The organism is Arthrobacter sp. UYP4, from assembly GCF_057291175.1.
In genome coordinates this window covers 234,099-252,229 of record NZ_JBXAVU010000004.1, presented here as the reverse complement: position 1 = coordinate 252,229, position 18,131 = coordinate 234,099, and the positions used below count along the sequence as shown (strand labels likewise).

18 protein-coding genes are annotated in these 18,131 nt (G+C 71.0%); 8 read left to right on the top strand and 10 right to left on the bottom strand.

Annotated features, from left to right (window positions below):
- Window positions 1-90 precede the first annotated feature (90 nt).
- Window positions 91-1,614: a long-chain-fatty-acid--CoA ligase gene (locus tag AC0Z9V_RS15195; protein WP_485142004.1), complete on the top strand. Its 1,524-nt coding sequence runs from the start codon at window positions 91-93 to the stop codon at window positions 1,612-1,614.
- Here AC0Z9V_RS15195 and AC0Z9V_RS15190 read toward each other — a convergent pair.
- Entirely contained in the window at window positions 1,611-2,804 is a 1,194-nt protein-coding gene (locus AC0Z9V_RS15190; protein WP_485142003.1) for a glycerate kinase, read from the bottom strand. The two genes, AC0Z9V_RS15195 and AC0Z9V_RS15190, sit on opposite strands and share 4 nt — an antisense overlap.
- Window positions 2,805-2,856: 52 nt before the next feature.
- Window positions 2,857-3,024, bottom strand: coding sequence for a hypothetical protein (locus AC0Z9V_RS15185; protein WP_459288856.1), 168 nt, complete (start codon window positions 3,022-3,024; stop codon window positions 2,857-2,859).
- A gap of 159 nt (window positions 3,025-3,183) precedes the next feature.
- Here AC0Z9V_RS15185 and pgm point away from each other — a divergent pair, with 159 nt between their 5' ends.
- Window positions 3,184-4,815 carry a phosphoglucomutase (alpha-D-glucose-1,6-bisphosphate-dependent) gene (gene pgm / locus AC0Z9V_RS15180; protein WP_133080068.1) on the top strand — a complete coding sequence of 544 codons (1,632 nt, stop codon included), beginning with the start codon at window positions 3,184-3,186 and terminating at the stop codon, window positions 4,813-4,815.
- 6 nt (window positions 4,816-4,821) lie between these two features.
- On the opposite strand, the gene AC0Z9V_RS15175 is transcribed toward pgm, so the two are convergent.
- Complete coding sequence (locus AC0Z9V_RS15175; RefSeq protein ID WP_485142002.1) at window positions 4,822-6,189, bottom strand: aldehyde dehydrogenase family protein; 1,368 nt, start codon at window positions 6,187-6,189, stop codon at window positions 4,822-4,824.
- The gene (locus AC0Z9V_RS15170) at window positions 6,186-7,040 is read right to left on the bottom strand and encodes an SDR family NAD(P)-dependent oxidoreductase (RefSeq protein ID WP_133080066.1); all 855 of its coding nucleotides are present in this window, start codon (window positions 7,038-7,040) and stop codon (window positions 6,186-6,188) included. Before AC0Z9V_RS15170 ends, AC0Z9V_RS15175 begins: the two co-directional genes overlap by 4 nt.
- 100 nt (window positions 7,041-7,140) lie before the next feature.
- Here AC0Z9V_RS15170 and AC0Z9V_RS15165 point away from each other — a divergent pair, with 100 nt between their 5' ends.
- Together AC0Z9V_RS15165 and AC0Z9V_RS15160 are read left to right on the top strand one after the other, a co-directional pair.
- Entirely contained in the window at window positions 7,141-8,469 is a 1,329-nt protein-coding gene (locus tag AC0Z9V_RS15165; RefSeq protein WP_133080065.1) for a solute carrier family 23 protein, read from the top strand.
- A gap of 59 nt (window positions 8,470-8,528) precedes the next feature.
- Window positions 8,529-9,542 carry a phosphotransferase family protein gene (locus AC0Z9V_RS15160; protein ID WP_485142001.1) on the top strand — a complete coding sequence of 338 codons (1,014 nt, stop codon included), beginning with the start codon at window positions 8,529-8,531 and terminating at the stop codon, window positions 9,540-9,542.
- A 192-nt stretch (window positions 9,543-9,734) separates the two neighbouring features.
- Here the strand turns inward: AC0Z9V_RS15160 and AC0Z9V_RS15155 are convergent, their stop codons facing one another.
- The 5 genes from AC0Z9V_RS15155 to AC0Z9V_RS15135 all read right to left on the bottom strand — a co-directional run bounded on the left by AC0Z9V_RS15155 (window position 9,735) and on the right by AC0Z9V_RS15135 (window position 13,464).
- Entirely contained in the window at window positions 9,735-10,562 is an 828-nt protein-coding gene (locus tag AC0Z9V_RS15155; RefSeq protein ID WP_485142000.1) for a glycerophosphodiester phosphodiesterase family protein, read from the bottom strand.
- A complete protein-coding gene (locus AC0Z9V_RS15150; protein ID WP_133080063.1) occupies window positions 10,540-11,349 on the bottom strand; it encodes an HAD family hydrolase in 810 nt (269 codons plus the stop codon). The genes AC0Z9V_RS15155 and AC0Z9V_RS15150 overlap by 23 nt, the downstream gene beginning before the upstream one ends.
- A gap of 70 nt (window positions 11,350-11,419) precedes the next feature.
- On the bottom strand, window positions 11,420-11,947 hold the full coding sequence (locus AC0Z9V_RS15145) for a YbhB/YbcL family Raf kinase inhibitor-like protein (RefSeq protein ID WP_485141999.1): 528 nt from the start codon (window positions 11,945-11,947) through the stop codon (window positions 11,420-11,422).
- 36 nt (window positions 11,948-11,983) lie between these two features.
- Window positions 11,984-12,907 carry a carbohydrate kinase family protein gene (locus AC0Z9V_RS15140; RefSeq protein WP_208740337.1) on the bottom strand — a complete coding sequence of 308 codons (924 nt, stop codon included), beginning with the start codon at window positions 12,905-12,907 and terminating at the stop codon, window positions 11,984-11,986.
- Window positions 12,908-12,933: 26 nt separating this feature from the next.
- Entirely contained in the window at window positions 12,934-13,464 is a 531-nt protein-coding gene (locus tag AC0Z9V_RS15135) for a PGPGW domain-containing protein (protein ID WP_485141998.1), read from the bottom strand.
- A gap of 158 nt (window positions 13,465-13,622) precedes the next feature.
- Between AC0Z9V_RS15135 and AC0Z9V_RS15130 the strand changes: the two genes are divergently transcribed.
- Genes AC0Z9V_RS15130 through AC0Z9V_RS15120 form a run of 3 tightly spaced genes read left to right on the top strand, consistent with a single transcriptional unit; the run spans window position 13,623 to window position 16,032 of the window.
- Window positions 13,623-14,600 (top strand): ring-cleaving dioxygenase, encoded by a 978-nt coding sequence (locus tag AC0Z9V_RS15130; RefSeq protein WP_459268437.1) that lies wholly within the window; start codon window positions 13,623-13,625, stop codon window positions 14,598-14,600.
- Between the two features lie 8 nt (window positions 14,601-14,608).
- Complete coding sequence (locus AC0Z9V_RS15125) at window positions 14,609-15,247, top strand: alpha/beta hydrolase (protein WP_485141997.1); 639 nt, start codon at window positions 14,609-14,611, stop codon at window positions 15,245-15,247.
- Entirely contained in the window at window positions 15,244-16,032 is a 789-nt protein-coding gene (locus AC0Z9V_RS15120; protein ID WP_485141996.1) for an isocitrate lyase/PEP mutase family protein, read from the top strand. Before AC0Z9V_RS15125 ends, AC0Z9V_RS15120 begins: the two co-directional genes overlap by 4 nt.
- Before the next feature lie 24 nt (window positions 16,033-16,056).
- On the opposite strand, the gene AC0Z9V_RS15115 is transcribed toward AC0Z9V_RS15120, so the two are convergent.
- Window positions 16,057-16,869 (bottom strand): prolyl oligopeptidase family serine peptidase, encoded by an 813-nt coding sequence (locus AC0Z9V_RS15115; protein ID WP_485142060.1) that lies wholly within the window; start codon window positions 16,867-16,869, stop codon window positions 16,057-16,059.
- Window positions 16,870-17,020: 151 nt separating this feature from the next.
- Between AC0Z9V_RS15115 and AC0Z9V_RS15110 the strand changes: the two genes are divergently transcribed.
- Window positions 17,021-18,130 (top strand): GTP pyrophosphokinase, encoded by a 1,110-nt coding sequence (locus tag AC0Z9V_RS15110; RefSeq protein ID WP_133080056.1) that lies wholly within the window; start codon window positions 17,021-17,023, stop codon window positions 18,128-18,130.
- The last annotated feature ends 1 nt before the right edge of the window (window position 18,131 follow it).

Sequence of the window (18,131 nt, the reverse complement as noted above, 5' to 3'; positions counted from 1 at the left end):
ATGCGAAGCGCCCATCGCCCAGACTTCTACCGACCGGTAACTCCCGTACCGTCCGTTGCAGCATCGTGCTTGGAGATCAAAGGAGATCGCGTGCCGAACCTCGCCAACAACCTCGTGGCCACCGCGACGAGGAGCCCCTCGGCCGTGGCCATCAAGCTCGACGACGTCGAGGTCACCTTCGGGGCGCTCGAGGTACTCAGCCAGAAGGTGGCGACGCTGCTCGCCGGGCACGGCGTGCAGCGTGGGGACCGCGTGGCGCTCATCATGCCCAATATTCCCCAGATGGCATTCGTCTACTACGGGGTCCTGCGGGCGGGCGCCGTGGTCGTGCCCCTCAATCCGCTCCTCAAGGGCCGCGAGGTCGCCTATCACCTGACGAACTCCGGCGCCCGGCTCGTCTTCGCCTGGGAGGGCATCCTCGCCGAGGCGCAGGCCGGCGCCGAGGCCTCCGGCACCGAGACCGGCGATCCCGTGAGCGTGATCCCCGTGGACAGCACCACGTTCATGCAGCAGGTGTCCGGCGCCGAGCCCACCCCCGGCGTCGTCGACCTGGACGGCGAGGAGACCGCCGTGGTCCTCTACACCTCCGGCACCACCGGCCGCCCCAAGGGAGCCACCCTCTCCCACACCAACCTCTCCCGCAACACCGAGATCTCCCGCGACCTCATGGGTACCGCCGAGGGCGAGGTGCTCTTCGGCGGACTGCCGTTCTTCCACATCTTCGGGCAGACCTGCGCGCTCAACGCCGCCGTCCTCACCGGGGCCACGGTGACGCTCCTGCCGCGCTTCGAGCCCGGGAAGGCGCTCGAGATCATCGCCCGCGACCGGGTGACGATCTTCGAGGGCGTCCCCACCATGTACATCGCGATGCTGCGCCACCCGGGTGTCACGGACACCGACCTCTCCTCGGTCCGCGTGGCCGTCTCCGGCGGATCGGCGCTGCCGGTGGAGGTGCTGCACGAGTTCGAGCGTGTCTTCGGTGCAGACCTCCTGGAGGGCTACGGACTGTCGGAGACCTCCCCGATCGTCAGCTTCAACCGGGTGGGGCACCTGCGCAAACCCGGCTCCATCGGCACGCCCGTGGAGGGCGTCGAGGTGCGGATGCTCGACCCCATGGGCGACGAGGTGGCGCAGGGCGACGTCGGCGAGCTCGCCGTGCGCGGTCACTGCGTCATGAAGGGCTACTGGGAGAACCCGGCCGCCACGGAGGCGGCCATCCCGGACGGCTGGTTCCGCACCGGCGACCTGGCCCGCGTGGACGAGGACGGCCTTCTCTTCATCGTGGACCGCAAGAAGGACGTGATCCTCCGCGGGGGCTACAACATCTATCCGCGCGAGGTGGAGGAGGTGCTGTACGAGCACCCCGCCGTGGCGGAAGCCGCCGTGATCGGCGTGCCGGACGACCTGCACGGCGAGGAGATCGTGGCGGTCGTCGGCATCAAGGCCGAACACGCCCCGGCCGACGACGGCGCCCGCGAGGCGCTCGCGGCCGAGATCGTCGACTTCGCGAAGGACCGGGTCGCCGCCTACAAGTACCCGCGCCGCGTGGTGCTGGTCGACGCCCTGCCGAAGGGACCCACCGGCAAGATCCTCAAGCGCGAGATCAGGCTCTAGCCCCGACCGGCCGCGAAGACGCCGTAGACCTGCGCGGCCGCGTCCTCCATCAGCATCCCGGCATCCCGGATCAGCTCGTCGAGCACCATGGGACCGGTCGCGATGGAGAACGCCCCCGCCAGCCCGGCGTCCTGCACCTGGGCCGCCGTGAGCTGCACGCGCCCCGCGACGGCGACGACGGCGCAGCTCGCCGGGGCGTTCTCCACCACGGCCTGCACCACCTTGCCGCCCAGTGACTGGGAGTCGAAGGACCCCTCACCCGTCAGGACCAGATCGGCATCCGCGAGCGCGCCGGCCAGACCGACGGCGTCGGCCACCAGGGCGGACCCGGGGACGATCTCCGCGCCCAGCAACGGGACGAGCACCGCGGGCAGGCCGCCGGCCGCTCCCGCACCGGGGACCTCGAGCATGTCGACGCCGGACACCGCGCCCACGACGGCGGCCAGGTGCGCCAGGCCATGGTCGAGGACGGCGACGTCGTCCGGCGTCGCGCCCTTCTGCGGACCGAAGACGGCTGCGGCACCGCGGCGTCCGCACAGGGGATTGTCGACGTCGACCGCGATGCGCCAGCGGACCTCGCGGGAGCGCGGATGGAGGTGGGCGGTGTCGATGGTCGCCAGGGCCGCGAGCGCTCCTCCGCCCGGCAGCAGGGGATCACCGTCGGCGTCGAGGAAGCGGGCACCGAGGGCGGAGAGCAGACCCGTCCCGCCGTCCGTCGTCGCGGAGCCGCCGATGCAGAGCAGGATCTCCTCCGCGCCGTCGTCGAGCAGTTGCGCCGCGATCTCCCCGACGCCGAAACTGGTGGCCGTGAGCGCATCGAGGGGGAGATCGGCGACGAGGGGCAGGCCGTTGGCCTCCGCAGCCTCCAGGACGCCCCGCACCGGCGCGTCCCCCGGGCCTCCTGCCCTCGAGATGCCGTAGCGTGCGGTGCGCGTCCGGCCGGCCGCGTCGTGGCAGGCGGCGGTCCGCGCCTCGGCGGACCAGGCCGTGAGGAGCGCGTCGAGGGTCCCTTCGCCGCCGTCGGCGAGCGGCGCCAGGACCACGTGCGGTACGGGATGGCCGAGCCGGGACGCCGCCGCCCGGACCCCCGCGGACATGGCGAGGGCAGCCTCCGCTGCGGGAAGGCTGCCCTTGAGGGAATCGGGTGCGAGGACGATCTTGAGCGGGCGCTGCTGCGCTGGCGTGGTCACCCGTCCACCCTAGCGGGCGGTCGAGCCCCGCTCCGGGGCCGACCGACGGGTGTCAGTCGCCGGAGCCGCCGTCGTTGTCCGCCTCGAAGTCCGGAGCGATCTCATCCTCGGTGCCGGGCCCGCCGTAGCCGCCCGCGGTCTGCTCCTCGAGCGTGCCGGCCTCCTCCGCGCCCTGCTCCTCGGGGTCGGCGGCTGGGTTGTCACTGGAATTCTCGCTCATGGTGATACCTTCCGGAATGCGTCTGCCCCCTGGCTGGGTGCTGATACTCAGCTTACTGATGATCGGCATGCGGGCAACCCGTGGGCCACGTCCGTCATTACACCCGTCATGCACCCGCCGACGGGTGTAATCGGACGAGTTCTTTGGCATGCTGGGGCCATGGCTAACCGAGCGGGCACTGTTGCCCTTCCCAGCGACCTCGTCGACGTGACCAAGCTCCTCGACGCGTACTTCGACGTCGAACCCGACCTCCAGGACCCTGCGCAGCGGGTGGCCTTCGGCACCTCGGGCCACCGCGGTTCGTCCCTGAAGTCGTCCTTCAACGAGGTTCACATCGCGGCGATCACCCAGGCGATCGTCGAGTACCGCGCCGGTCAGGGCATCACCGGGCCCCTCTTCATGGGCAAGGACACGCACGCGCTCTCGGAGCCGGCGCAGAACACCGCCCTCGAGGTCCTCGCGGCCAACGGGGTCACGGTCCTCGTCGACGCCCGCGGCGCCTACACACCCACCCCCGCCGTGTCCCACGCCATCCTCACCTACAACGCGGCCAAGGTCGAGCAGGCGGACGGCATCGTCATCACGCCATCGCACAACCCCCCGGGCGACGGCGGCTTCAAGTACAACCCGCCGCACGGCGGTCCCGCCGACTCCGATGCCACGACCTGGATCGCGAACCGCGCCAACGACCTGCTCGAGGGTGGACTGCGGGACGTCCGGCGCCTGCCGATCGCACAGGCCCGCACCGCCGAGGGCATCGGCAGCTACGACTTCCTGCAGCAGTACATCGACGACCTCCCCTCGGTCCTGAACCTCGATGCCATCCGGTCCGCGAACGTCCACATCGGCGCGGACCCGATGGGCGGTGCGTCCGTCGACTACTGGGGTGCCATCGGCGAGCGGCACAACCTCAACCTCACCGTGGTCAACCCGACCGTCGATCCGCAGTGGGCGTTCATGACCCTGGACTGGGACGAGAAGATCCGCATGGACTGCTCGTCGCCGTCGGCCATGGCGTCGCTCATCGGACGGGCCGCCGAGTTCGACATCGCCACGGGCAACGACGCCGACGCGGACCGCCACGGCATCGTCACCCCGGACGCCGGCCTCATGAACCCGAACCACTACCTCGCGGTCGCCATCCAGTACCTCTACGCCAACCGTCCCAACTGGCGTGCCGACGCCGTGATCGGCAAGACCCTCGTGTCGTCGTCGATCATCGACCGCGTCGCCCTCGACCTCGGTCGCGTGCTGCAGGAGGTCCCCGTGGGCTTCAAATGGTTCGTGCCCGGACTGCTGACCGGCGACCTCGCCTTCGGTGGCGAGGAGTCCGCCGGCGCGTCCTTCCTGCGCCACGACGGCACGCCCTGGAGCACCGACAAGGACGGCATCCTGCTGGCCCTCCTGGCCTCGGAGATCACCGCCGTCACCGGGAAGACCCCGTCGCAGCACTACACCGGGCTGACCGAGCGGTTCGGCGCACCCGTCTACGCGCGGATCGACGCCGCAGCGACCCGCGAGCAGAAGGCGGCCCTGGGCAGGCTCTCGCCCTCGGACGTCACCGCCACGACCCTCGCCGGCGAGGAGATCACCGCCCGCCTGACGGAGGCACCGGGCAACGGCGCCCCCGTGGGCGGCCTGAAGGTCACCACCGAGAACGCGTGGTTCGCCGCGCGCCCGTCGGGCACCGAGGACGTCTACAAGATCTACGCGGAGTCCTTCCGGGGCGAGGAGCACCTGAAGCAGGTGCAGGCCGAGGCGAAGGCCCTGGTGGACGGCGTCATCAGCTGACGGGACTCAGAGGAGCCTGCGCAGCAGCCTCCTCTTGATCGGCCCGAAGGGTGGATACGCGAGGCGCAGCGTGTCCATGCGGGTGGGCTTGGAGAACACCGGCTGCACATGGCTGAAGGTCAGGAACGACTGACGTCCGTGGTAGCTGCCGGTGCCGCTCGCGCCCACTCCCCCGAACGGCAGGCCCGGCACCGCGAGCTGGATGGTGCAGGCGTTGTGGGCCAGCCCGCCCGCCTGCACCCGGTCCGTGAACTCGCGCAGGTGTTCCTCGCGGTCGCTGAACAGGTAGGCGGCCAGGGGGTGGGGCCGTGCGCCGATGAACCGGATCGCCTCGTCCAGGTCCCCGACCTCGAGGATCGGCAGCAGCGGGCCGAAGATCTCCTCCTGCATGAGCGCGGAGCCCGGATCGACATCGCGCAGGACGGTCGGCTCGATGTACCGCTCCGTGCGCTCGTGGCGACCGCCGGAGACCACGGTGCCCCCGTCCAGCAGGCCCACGAGACGGTCGAAGTGGTGCTCGTTGATGATCCGGCCGTAGTCGCCCGAGGTGCTCGGATCGCTGCCGTAGAAGTCCCGGACGGCTGTCGCGAGCGCATCGGCGAGGATCGGCGCGGCGGCCGGTGTGGTCAGGACGTAGTCGGGCGCCACACACGTCTGGGCGGCGTTGAGGAACTTCCCGTGGGCGATGCGGCGGGCGGCGGTGCGCAGGTCCCCGCCCACGACGACGGCCGGCGACTTGCCGCCCAGCTCGAGCGTCACCGGCGTGAGGTGCTCGGCCGCGGCCTTCATCACGATCTTCCCCACGCGCTCTCCGCCCGTGTAGAACACGTGGTCGAACGGCTGGGCGAGCAGGTCGGTGCTCACCTCGGCTCCCCCCTGGACGACGGCGACGGCCTCCCGGTCCAGGTACTCCGGCACGAGGCGCGCGAGCACCCGGGAGGTCGCGGGCGCGAGCTCGCTGGGTTTGAGCACCGCCGCGTTGCCGGCCGCGAGCGCCCCGACGAGCGGCGCCAGCACGAGATTCAGCGGATAGTTCCAGGGCCCGATGATCAGGACGACGCCGAGCGGGCGGGCCTGCGACCAGGCGCGGCCCGGCTGCAGCCCGCCCGGGACGGGGATCCGCTCCGGTGCCATCCAGCGGTCCAGGTGCCGGAGGGCGTAGCGCGCTTCCGCCCGGACCACGACGACCTCTGAGAGGAAGCCTTCCGTCCGGCTCTTGCCGAGATCCTCCTCCAGGGCGCCCGTCAGCTCGTCCTCGCGTTCGGCCAGCAGCCGGAGGAGCGCACGCAGCTGCTCGCGCCGCCACCCGGCGGCACGGGTCACCCCCGTCCCGAAGTACCGGCGCTGGTCGGCGAGAAGCCCTGCGGCGTTCATGCGTCGCCTTCCTTCTGGTCGGCGGGAGCACCGGGGCGTCCCGTGAAGTGCTCCATCGAGCTGTACACCCGGAAGACGCGCCCCGCGACGACGTCCCACACGGGCTGCGGCAGGACGTTGCGGAGGGTGCCGGCGAGCTGCACGGTCCACGGCAGCTGGACGCGTGCCCTGCCGGCGAGCATCCCCCGCCAGGCCCTGTCCACCACATGGTCCGGTTCCATCAGCGGAGTCATCAGGGGGCCGCGGGCTCCCTCGAACATGCCGGTCCTGATGTAGCTGGGGATGAGCGTGGTGACGGTGATCGGGGAACCGGTCGATGCCAGTTCGAGGCGCAGGGAATCGCTCCAGCCGATCACGGCCCATTTCGACGCCGCATACACGCTCATGCGGGGCACGGCGAGGGTCCCGGAGGCCGAGGCCACGTTGAGGATCCTCGCGGGCGTGCCGCGCTGCATCATCGCCGGGAGGAACGCGCGCGTGACATGCATGGGCCCCGCGGTGTTCACCCGCAGCGTGAGGTCGATGTCCGCGGCGTGGTCGTGTTCCCAGAAGTACTTCCCGCGGACGATCCCGGCGTTGTTCACGAGGACGTCCGGCACGCCGACGTCGCCGAGGACGGCATCGGCCGCCGACCGGATCGACTCCACCGACGCGACGTCGACCACGTAGCTGTGCACGGTCGCCGTGGTCGATGCCAGGCCGGCGACCACCTCCTCGAGTGCTCGCCCGTCGACGTCCCAGAGGACGACGGCGGCCGCTCCCTCCCTGGCCGCCCGTTCGGCGTAGAGCCTGCCCATGCCCCTGCCCGCGCCCGTGACCAGTACGGTGCGTCCCCGGATCGGAGATACCATCCCTCTGCCCTTCCCTCGATTCCAAGCAACGTAACATCCCGGTCACGTGCTGCGGATAGGATTTCCCGGAACCCCTCGACCATCCCCGGAAGGCATACCCATGAGCGCACGAGGAATCGGCTGGACCCTCCACGGGGACGGCAGGAACGTGACCGCGGGCGGGTTCGTCGCGCCCGAGGAACGCCTCAGCTGGCCCAGGACCATCGGCATCGGGGCGCAGCACGTCGTGGCGATGTTCGGCGCGACCTTCCTCGTCCCGCTCATCACCGGATTCCCGCCGTCGACCACACTGCTGTTCTCGGGGATCGGGACGATCCTGTTCCTGATCATCACGGCCGGGAAGGTGCCGAGCTACCTCGGTTCGAGCTTCGCCTTCATCGCACCGATCGCCGCCGCGCAGACGCAGCACGGCGCGGCCGGCGCCCTCGGCGGCATCATCATGGCCGGTGCGGCCCTGGCGATCATCGGGTTCATCGTCCACACCGCCGGCGCACGCTGGATCCAGGTGGCCATGCCCCCGATCGTGACGGGTGCCATCGTGGCCCTGATCGGCCTCAACCTCGCGCCGACGGCCAAGTCGAGCTTCGAGCAGGCTCCGCTCACCGCCCTCGTGACGGTGATCGCGATCCTGCTGGTCACGGTGCTCTTCAAGGGCATCCTCGGCCGGCTCTCCATCCTCGTCGGCGTCCTCGCCGGCTACGTCGTCGCCATGATCCGGGGCGAGGTCGACTTCGCGGCGATCCGGGACGCGGCCTGGGTCGGCCTGCCGGACTTCGCGGCGCCGGAGTTCCACCTGTCCGTCGTCGGCCTCTTCGTGCCCGTGGTGCTCGTGCTCGTGGCCGAGAACATCGGCCACGTGAAATCCGTGGCCGCGATGACCGACCGGGACCTGGATCCCCTGACCGGGCGGGCCCTGATGGCGGACGGCCTGGCCACCATGATCGCCGGTGCCGGCGGCGGTTCGGGCACCACCACGTACGCCGAGAACATCGGTGTCATGGCGGCGTCGCGTGTCTATTCGACGGCCGCCTACTGGGTAGCCGGCATCGTCGCGATCCTCCTGAGCCTGTTCCCGAAGTTCGGCGCCCTGATCGCCACGGTCCCCGCCGGCGTGCTCGGCGGTGCGGGCGTGGTGCTCTACGGCATGATCGGCATCCTCGGCGTCCGGATCTGGGTGCAGAACCAGGTCAACTTCTCCAACCCGATCAACCTGTCCACGGCAGGGGTCGCCCTGGTCATCGGCATCGCGGACTTCACCTGGACGATCGGTGATCTCACCTTCGCCGGGATCGCCCTCGGGACCGCCGCGGCGCTCCTCATCTTCCACGGCATGACGGCGATCGCCCGCGCCCGCGGCAGCGAGCACGTCGCGGGTCCGGACGACCTCGAATCCAGCGACCACGGCAGCAGGCCCTCCAAGCTCGGCTGACTCCCGGGCGATGCGAGAATGAGGTCCATGCTCCGTTCCTCCATCATCCGCAGCGTCCGATGACGTCTCCCCGCGAGGTCTGGGCCTCCCCCGAGTGGCGGCAGCAGGCCGAACAGTGGATCGACCTCGTGCTCGAGAACTTCGGTGTCACGCGGCTGGGACCGACGGAGCAGCCGCGCATCCGCTTCTGGTCGACCCAGCTGACCGTACCCACGGACCACGGGACACTGTGGTTCAAGGAGAACAACCTCGGGCAGCTCACAGAGGCGTCCGTCCTGTCGCTGCTGGGTGAGCTCGCCCCGGACCACGTCGCGGCGCCCCTGGCCATCGAACCGTCCAGGGGCTGGATGCTTACCGCCGACCACGGCGCGACCCTGGACACCCTGGGCTCCGACGACCCTTCCGTCTGGGCCCGCATCACGGGCGACTTCGCCGACCTGCAACAGCTCCTCGCGCCGCACGGCGAGCGGCTCTCGCAGGCTGGCCTGGTCCTCATGAACCCGGACGTCGCCGCCAACTTCGTCGAGAACCAGCTCCTGCTCCACACGGGCCTGCCGGCCGGACATCCGCTGTACCTGTCCGCGGAGGAGGCGGACGACGTCGTCGGGCGCCTGCCGGCCATCCACCAGGCGGTCGAGGTCCTGCGCAGCGTCGCCGTCCCCCTCTCCCTCGACCACAACGACCTGCATCCGCGGAACTGCTTCCTGCCCGGGACCAGCACCGGGCCGCTGCGGTTCTTCGACTTCGCGGACTCCTACTGGGCGCATCCCTTCAGCGCGTTGCTCGTGCCGCTCACCCGGATGCGCGAACAATGGCGCACGACGCCGGACGATCCTCGCCTCCAGGCAGTGGTCACCGCCTATCTCGAGCGGTGGACCGGCTACGCTCCCCTGCCGGAGCTGCGGGCCGCCGTCGAGCCCGCCCTGGCCCTGGCCGGGGTGCACCGGTACGGTTCGTGGCTGCGCCTGCTCGTGTACGCCGACGACGACTCGATGCGCACCTACGCACCCGCCGCCCTGCACTACCTGCGGACCCTGACCGATCCTGTGCTGGCCGCCGGTACGGCGTCCTAGGGCTCCCTCCTTGACGGTCACCACGGAGCCGAGGGAGTGTTCTACAACGATGTAAAGAATGATGTAGACGGGCAGCGAGTAGCTGCCCGCACCCACCAGACTCGGTGGACCGGCAGGGCGCGATCCCCCGGCCGGCGCACCGATACCGAAGGAGCCCGGTTGCGGGTGTGGCCGCGACCGGGCTCCTGCACGTCAGGCCGGACGCCCCTGGGGCCAGGCGGACCGAGCGGCCATGCACGCGGCGAGGACATCGGCGGCGTCGGACACGAGGCCGTCGGCGCCGAGATCCAGCAGCCGGTCCATCTCCGTGCGCTCGTTGACGGTCCAGACGTGGACCTGCAGCCCGCCCGCCCGGCAGGCGCGGAGGAAGCGGCCCGTCACGACGCGCACGCCGCGGTACGTCTCGGGGACCTGCAGCGCCTGCACCCGCGCGATGCGCGCGACCGCACCGGCCAGCCCGAACGGTGCGAGCAGCTTCACCAGGGTGTTGACCGCCATGCCGGCGGAGGACGCCGTCGGCCTCCCGAGCAGGCGCAGCACCGCGAGCCGCCGACGGTCGGAGAAGGACGCCACCAGCACGCGGTCATGGACCCCCAGACGGTTGACGAGCTCGGCGAAGGGTCGCACGCAGTCATCGCTCTTCACGTCGATGTTCAGGCGCAGCCGGGGCCACCGGACCAGGACGGCCTCGAGGGTCGGGATGCCGCCGTGTCCCCCGATGGACAACGCCCCCAGATCCAGCGCCGTGCGCGCCGCGATCGGGCCGCCGACGCCGGCCACCCGGTCGAGGTCCCCGTCGTGGAAGACCATCACCACGCCGTCGCTCGAGGCGCGGACGTCGATCTCGAGATAGCCGAAGCCGAGGTCCACGGCGCGTTGGAAGGCGGCCATCGTGTTCTCCCCGCCGTCGGGCGCGAAACCGCGGTGGGACAGCGCGAGCGGGAGGCTGCCCGGTCGCAGGCCGGACCGGTTGTCGAGATAGGGGAAGCGGCCCGCGTCAGGCCGTGCGAAGCGCCGCAAGCCGTTCCTCCAGCACCTGTGCCACGCCGTCCTCGTCGAACGGAGGCGCCACGAGGTTCGCGGCGGCGAGGGCGTCGGGGTGCCCGGAGGCCATGGCATACCCCTGCCCCGCCCAGCCGAGCATCTGGACATCGTTGGGCATGTCGCCGAACGCCACGACGTCGGCGGCATCGATGCCCCGCGCCGCGGCGTAGCCGGCGAGCGTCACGGACTTGTCGATGTGCGGCACCGCCATCTCGAGCAGCGCGATGGTGGGAGCGGAGTGCGTCGTCGAGACGAGGTGGGCGACGGCGGGGCGGACGGCCGCCAGGAAGTCGTCGGGTGAGACGTCCCGCTCCCGGGAGAGGAACTTGACGACGTCCTCGCCCGGCAGGGACTCCTCGAACGGCTGGGCGGTGATCCCGCCGAGCAGCTCGGAGGTGGCGGCGTCGCCGAAACCCGGCTCGAGGTGGAAGCCGGACACCGTCTCGGCCGCGAAGGTCGCCGCCGGGAAGAGCCCCCGGATGATGTCGCGTGCGGCGAAGACGTCCTCGGGCTTCAGGAGCTTCGCGTCGAGGACGCGCTCCGCCTCGAGGTCGTACGTCAGGGCGCCGTTCGAGCAGATGACCGTCCCGGTGTGGCCGAGCTGGTCCCGGAGCGGCTGCAGCCAGCGCGGCGGGCGGCCCGTGACGAACACGACGTCGACCCCGGCCTCGACGCACGCGCGGAACGCCCGGACCGTCCGTTCGCTCATCCTGCCGTCGTGACCGATGATGGTCCCGTCCATGTCGCTCGCCACGAGGCGCATCGCTGACTCCTTCGTTTCCTGGACTCCCACCCTACCGGCGGCGCGGGGGCCACCCGCCGGATGGCCACGGCTACTGCTCGAACGTGCCGATCAGCCGGGCGCGGCCGAAAGTGTGCGAGAACAGGGCGAACCCGAGCGAGGCGGGCGTGGCGTCCGCGGGGACGCCCAGCGACTCGACGTCCACGGCGTGCACCACGACGTGGTAGTGGTGCGGGCCATGGCCCTCGGGCGGGGCGGCGCCGATGAAGCCGGCGAATCCGGCGTCGTTCCGGAGCTGCACCGCACCGTCCGGGAGCAGTCCGGAGCCCTCCGTGCCGGCCCCGGCGGGCAGCGACGTGGTGGTGACCGGCAGGTCGGCGACAGCCCAGTGCCAGAATCCGCTGGCCGTCGGCGCATCCGGGTCGTAGACCGTCACCGCGAAGCTCCTGGTGCCGTCCGGGAAGCCGCTCCAGCCCAGCTGCGGGGATTCGTCCCTGCCGCCGGCCCCCATGACCCCGGATGCCTGCGCGGCGCCGAGCGGCTCCTGATGCGTGATGTCCTCGCTGGTCAGCTCGAACTCGGGTACCTGCGGAAGGTCTGCGTAGGGGTCGCGGGTCATCGGTGTGCTCCTGGAGGTCGTCATGGCTCGTTCGGGTCAGGCCCGGCGCGCCATCTCGTCCCGGGTGGGCGGATTGGCGCCCGCACGGGAGACGGTGATGGCCGCGGCCCGGGCCGCGTACTGCAGCAGGTCCGTCAGCTGCCCGAGGTTGATTCGGCGCAGCTCGTCCCGGCGATGGGCGCCGTCCAGTTCGAGATCCACGAGATATCCCACGAGGGCCGCCATGAAGGAGTCCCCGGCACCCACCGTGTCCACGACGCTCGTCGGGGGTGCGGGCACGGACACCTGGCCCGCGCGGCACAGCGCCCACGGACCCTTCGATCCGCGGGTCACGACGACGACGGCGGCTCCGGCCTCCAGCCAGGCCCGCGCCGACTCCTCGGGGGTCCGATCGGGATAGAGCCACTGGAGGTCCTCGTCGGAGGCCTTGACGACGTCCGCGAGCCCCACGAACCTCTCGGCCTGGTCCCGGGCGAAAGCCGCGTCCCGGATGATGGTCGGCCGGCAGTTCGGGTCGTAGGTGACGGTGGCGAGCGGGTGCGCGGCCGTCACCAGCGCCAGGACGTCGTCGGCCCCCGGGGCGAGCATGGTCGCGATGGAACCGGTGTGCAGGAGGGTGGTCCCGTCGAGGAGCCTGTCCTTCTGCCCGGCGAGGCCGGGCAGGTCCCAGACCAGCTGGAAGTCGTACGCCGCGCCGCCTGCGGGGTCGAGGCGCGCGGTGGCGACGCTGGTGGGCGAGCCGTCGGCTTCGACCGGGAAGGGCACCGAGTTGTCGCGGAGGTGCTGCTGGATCATGCGGCCGTACTCGTCGTCGCCGTACCTGCCGACGAACTGCGCCGGGTGGCCGAGCCGCGCGAGCCCGACGGCCACGTTCATGGGGCTTCCGCCCACGTGGGCGCGCATGGACGCGGTGTCGCTGACGACTTCGTCGATGAGGGTTTCCCCGATTACGGTGAGCACACCTTCAACGTACCAGCCCCGGTGCGTCACCCGGCCGGAGGCTCTTCCCTGTCGGGGACGCCCCGGACGTGGGCCCTACTCGGCGTCCGCCCGATGGGTGAACGCCTCACCGGCACCGGCCGCCCCCGGAAACGCCGCACGCTGTAGGCGATGAGGGCGAGGGCTATCAGGGACGAGGCGATGAGGCTGACCCCTGTACCGGACCCGCCGAAGAGCCACCACCTGTCCTCGAGGAACCACCAGGACGGAACGCCGGGTTGCAGGATCCACACGACCCCGAGACCCATGATCACGAAGGCGCTGAGGCAGCTCGCCGCGATGCGTGGGATCGTCTTCACCCCCAGCGCAGCGGCGTGGTAGGCGCTCTCCTTGAGGGGCTTCAGATACCGGCGCGCCCAGTGGTACTGCTGCGAGAGGACGGCGAGGCCCGCGGCCAGCATCAGCAGCCCCGGTCCGGGCAGCACGAGGGCGGCGATTCCGAGCACCACGAGGGTCCACCCGAGCACCTCGATGCCGGTACGGCGGACCCAGCCCCGGACCCGCTCTCTCGCTGCCATGCACACAGGATGACACAGGACGCCGGACACACACGACGCTCAGCAGGCTGCCTACCGCGTACGGGGCCGGACCGTGCGGGAGGGAACAAATACCGATATACATGCGTTTGCATGGACATACCGGCGCATGTGGACCGGTCGCTACCAAGGAGGACACTGTGACTGCACGAACCGAAGGCCTTCATCACGTCACCGCGATCGCCGGTGATCCCCAGAGGAACATCGACTTCTACATCAGGGGACTGGGACTGCGCCTCGTCAAGAAGACCGTGAACTTCGACGATCCGGGCACGTACCACCTGTACTACGGCGACGAGGCCGGCCGTCCCGGTTCCCTCCTGACCTTCTTCCCCTGGCAGGGCATCCGCAGCGGACGCGTCGGCAGCGGCCAGTCCACCACCACCGCGTTCTCCGTTCCGCAGGGCACCCTCGGCTGGTGGCAGGAGCACTTCAAGGCCCTCGGCGTGGAGTCGACCGTCTCCCGCGCATCCTCCGAGGAGGAGCGCCTCTCGCTCCGCGACCCCGACGGCCTGCAGATCGACCTCGTCGCCTCCTCCGTCTCGGACCCCCGCAATCCCTGGGACTCCGCGTCCGTCCCCGCCGAGTACGCCGTCCGCGGCCAGCACTCATCCGTCCTGACCGTGCAGGACCCCACCCGCACCCTCGAGACGCTGACGCGCGATCTCGGCATGAACGTCCTCGCCGAGAAGGACGGCCGCTACCGCCTGAGCACGCACGACGGTGAACCCGGCACCGTGGTCGACGTCGTCACCGATGCGCGCGGCGAACGCGGGCTCGTCGCCGGCGGCACGGTGCACCACATCGCCTTCCGTGTCCCCGACCAGCAGACGCAGGAACTCTGGCGCCAGGAGCTCGCCGAGCGCGGCTACGGCGTCACGGCCATCCTCGACCGCCAGTACTTCACCTCGATCTACTTCCGCGAACCCGGTGGAACCCTCCTCGAGATCGCGACCGACACACCGGGCTTCGACATCGACGAGCCGCTGCTGGAACTGGGCCGCTCCCTGAAGCTGCCGCCGTGGCTCGAGCCGAACCGCGAGGCGATCTCCGCCGCCGTGGCGAAGATCGAACTGCCCGGGGAGAACAACCCGGCCATCCAGGCCTTCGTGAAGTAGGTACGGACATGACCACCACGCATCCGTGGCCGCACCTGTTCGGTGCAGGAGCAGCAGGCACGCCGGTGCTCCTGCTCCTGCACGGTACGGGCGGCACCGAGCACGACCTCCTTCCGCTCGTCGACCGCCTCGCGCCCGGCGCCGGCTACCTCGCACCGCGCGGACCGGTGCAGGAACATGGCATGAACCGCTGGTTCCGGCGCTTCGGCGAGGGCGTGTTCGACGTCGACGACGTCGTCCGCCGCGCCGGCGAGCTCGCCGGATTCATCGACTGGGCGCGGGAGCACTACGGCATCACCGACCGCCCGCTCGTCGCGGTGGGCTTCTCGAACGGTGCGAACATCGCGCTCGCCGCCGCGCTGCTCCACCCGGCCGTGGTCGCGGACGTCGTCGCGTTCTCCGGCATGTACCCGCTGGAAGGACGGACCATCGAGGCCGATCTCTCGGGCACGGCGGTCGCCCTGTTCAACGGGACCGCGGATGCCATGGCCCCGACCGACAGCGTGATCCGCGTCGGTTCGATCCTCGAGAGCCGCGGCGCCGAAGTAGACCGGAACGTCCGCGAGGGCGGTCACGGGATCCACCCCACCGAGATGGACGGCGCAGCCGCCTGGATCAGCTCCCACACGCAGAAGGCAAGGCAATGACCGAAACACGCACCGATACCGCCGCGAAGGCCACCACGCTCGCCCGGCTGCACTCCGCCCCGGAGATCCTCCAGGTCGTCAACGTCTGGGACGTCATCAGCGCGAGGACGATCGCCGGTATCCCGGGCACGAAGGCGCTCGCCACGGCGAGCCACTCCATCGCCGCGTCGCTCGGCTACGAGGACGGCGAGAACATCCCGCTCGACGAGATGATCACCGTCGTCGGGCGGATCGCCGCCGCGACGGACCTCCCGGTCTCCGCCGACCTCGAGGCCGGCTACGGAGACCCCGGGGACACGGTCCGCAGGGCGATCGGCGTCGGGATCGTCGGCGCGAACATCGAGGACCAGATGCGACCGCTGGCCGACGCGATCACGCAGATGGAGGCGGTCCTGAGGGCCGGGACGTCGGAGGGTGTCGACTTCGTGCTGAATGCGCGGACGGATGCCTTCGTGAAGGGGGGAGACCGTGATCCCGCGGACGTCCTGGCCGACGCCGTCGAACGGGGCAGGGCGTACCTCGACCTCGGCGCCGCCACGGTCTTCGTGCCCGGCCTGCTCGACGAGCAGGCCGTCACCACCCTCGTGGAGGCCTTCGGCCCGCAGCGCCTCAGCGTCATCAACGTACCCGGCAGCCTCGCACCGTCCCGCCTGCAGGAACTCGGCGTCGCCCGGATCTCCTACGGACCCTGGACCCAGCGCGTCGCCCTGACCGCGCTGGCGGACTCCGCACGCGAACTGCTCGCCGGCGGCGCCCTGCCCGAGGGCACGCTTCCCCTGAACTAGGGAGCGCCGCGACCCGGACCCCGGTCAGCCCGGTGCGGGCAGTCCGGAGGCGGCCGCGTCGTCGAGCAGTTCGACGACGCGGTCCCAGTCCTTCGATCCCGGGGTGATGACGGCGAAATGGTCGCCGGGCACGAGGGACAGTCCCGCCGTCGCGCCCGCTGCCGTCGCCGCCCGCACATAGCTCTCCGCCTGGCTGAGCGGCACCGTGGTGTCCTTCTCCCCGTGCACCGCGTAGACGGGGACGTCGAGCGGGACGGCGGTCATGGGGTCCGCGAGCCGGTAGCGCTCGGGGTCGTCGGGTGCACCCAGCAGGTTCTCGACGGCGCCGTCGCCCAGCCCCAGTTCGCGGGCCTCGCGGAGGTCGAGCACACCGGCCTGGCTGACGACGGCGGTCAGCGGCACCCCGGGCGTCCCGGCCCCGGGAGCCCCGGCCGGCAGTGCGGCCCTCCCCGCCGCCCACACCGCGAGGTGCCCGCCCGCGGAGTGTCCCAGCGCCGTCGTCGAGCCGAGGTCCAGCCCGTGCTCGTCCGCCGCGCGGGCCAGGTGGTCGATACCGGCGGCCACGTCCTCGAAGGTGGCGGGCCAGCCCCCGCCGTCGCCCGCCCGTCGGTACTCGAGGTTCCAGCAGGCGTAACCGCGTCCCACCAGGTCCTGCGCGAGGGGCTCGCCGAGCTCCGCGCCGTAGGTGGAGCGCCAGTAGCCACCGTGGATGATGACGGCGACGCCGCGCACTGCCATCCCGGCGGCAGGCAGATAGAGGTCAGCGAACTGGCTCGGATGCCCGCCGTAGTGATAGCGCTGCGGCACCGCGGCGCGGGCCCTGGTTGCCGCCCTGATGCCGCAGGCGGCCAGGACGCCCGTACCGGCGGCCGTCAGCAGCGCGAGCACGGAGCGCCGGCCCACGGGGTGTCCTCGATGATCCACAGGGGAAGCCTAACCGTCGTCCCGGTTGGCTACGATGAAGACTCTTCGTGGAAAGGCACGGTTCATGGGCGCGTGGGATGATCTCGACGAGCGGTTGCGGCCTGCCGTCGAAGCGCACACGCGTGAGTACGAGCGCGTGCGGCCGGCCCTCGACCGCGTCACGGTCGCCATGCGCGACAGCATCGCCGCGATCTTCGACGGGACGGACCTGAACCCGCTCTTCGTCACGGCGCGCACCAAGACCGTCGAGTCCTTCCGTGACAAGGCCTCCCGCACCCTGCCCTCCCCCGAGGCCGGTGCACCGCCCGTCCTCGTGTTCCCCGATCCGCTGCGCAACCTCACCGATCTGGTGGGTGTACGCATCATCACCACCCTTCCGCACGAGGTGGACCTCGCCGCGAACCTGCTCAAGCGGCAGCGCCACGAGTTCGACTGCCGGGGCGACCGCGAGAAGGACATCGGCTCCATCGAATCCGGCACGTACGGCTACTCCAGCCGCCACCTCATCATGCGGACCATCCACAGCGAGGTCGTCCGGTCCTTCCAGCAGGCCGTCGACCCCGACACCAGGGCCGCCGGGAGCTACCTGTTCGAAGTACAGGTACGCACCGTGCTGGCGCACGCCTGGTCGGAGATCGAGCACGACATCCGGTTCAAGGCGTCCAACCCGAAGGCATGGAGCCCCTACTTCGACCGGCAGTTCACCGGAACGGCGGCCATGCTCGAGACCGTGGAGTCGGCGTTCGCCGAACTCCACGAGCGCTACGAGACCGTGACCGGTTTCTGGGACGAGGAGGGTGAGGGCAGCGCCCCCCTGACGCCCAACCGCATCCGCGACATCTGGCAGACGCTCCTGCCGCACGTGGACCGGAAGTCTGACGACAACTGGGGCTGGGCGGCGGAACTCCTCGCGGCCCACGGTCTGAAGACGACCCTGGAACTGGTGTCCCTCCTGCAGGCGGGCACCATCACCACGGTGCGCAAGGCGCTGGACCACCGGTACTCCCCCGGGCCCGACCGGCTCCTCGACGACATGCTGCTCTGGCACTACGGCGAGCGGCACATCGACCTCACGGCAGAGGCGCGGGACGCGGAGAGCACGCCCCGACGTGACAGCCTCCAGCGCCGGTATCGCCAGATGGAGATCTACCGCAGCCAGCACCCCGGCGCGTAGC

Bases quoted from the DNA above. Each gene is read 5' to 3' on its own strand.
- AC0Z9V_RS15185 (WP_459288856.1), bottom strand. From the start codon at position 3,024: ATGAGCGAGAATTCCAGTGACAACCCAGCCGCCGACCCCGAGGAGCAG.
- pgm (WP_133080068.1), top strand. From the start codon at position 3,184: ATGGCTAACCGAGCGGGCACTGTTGCCCTTCCCAGCGACCTCGTCGAC.
- AC0Z9V_RS15175 (WP_485142002.1), bottom strand. From the start codon at position 6,189: ATGAACGCCGCAGGGCTTCTCGCCGACCAGCGCCGGTACTTCGGGACG.
- AC0Z9V_RS15170 (WP_133080066.1), bottom strand. From the start codon at position 7,040: ATGGTATCTCCGATCCGGGGACGCACCGTACTGGTCACGGGCGCGGGC.
- AC0Z9V_RS15165 (WP_133080065.1), top strand. From the start codon at position 7,141: ATGAGCGCACGAGGAATCGGCTGGACCCTCCACGGGGACGGCAGGAAC.
- AC0Z9V_RS15160 (WP_485142001.1), top strand. From the start codon at position 8,529: ATGACGTCTCCCCGCGAGGTCTGGGCCTCCCCCGAGTGGCGGCAGCAG.
- AC0Z9V_RS15150 (WP_133080063.1), bottom strand. From the start codon at position 11,349: ATGCGCCTCGTGGCGAGCGACATGGACGGGACCATCATCGGTCACGAC.
- AC0Z9V_RS15145 (WP_485141999.1), bottom strand. From the start codon at position 11,947: ATGACCCGCGACCCCTACGCAGACCTTCCGCAGGTACCCGAGTTCGAG.
- AC0Z9V_RS15135 (WP_485141998.1), bottom strand. From the start codon at position 13,464: ATGGCAGCGAGAGAGCGGGTCCGGGGCTGGGTCCGCCGTACCGGCATC.
- AC0Z9V_RS15125 (WP_485141997.1), top strand. From the start codon at position 14,609: ATGACCACCACGCATCCGTGGCCGCACCTGTTCGGTGCAGGAGCAGCA.
- AC0Z9V_RS15120 (WP_485141996.1), top strand. From the start codon at position 15,244: ATGACCGAAACACGCACCGATACCGCCGCGAAGGCCACCACGCTCGCC.
- AC0Z9V_RS15110 (WP_133080056.1), top strand. From the start codon at position 17,021: ATGGGCGCGTGGGATGATCTCGACGAGCGGTTGCGGCCTGCCGTCGAA.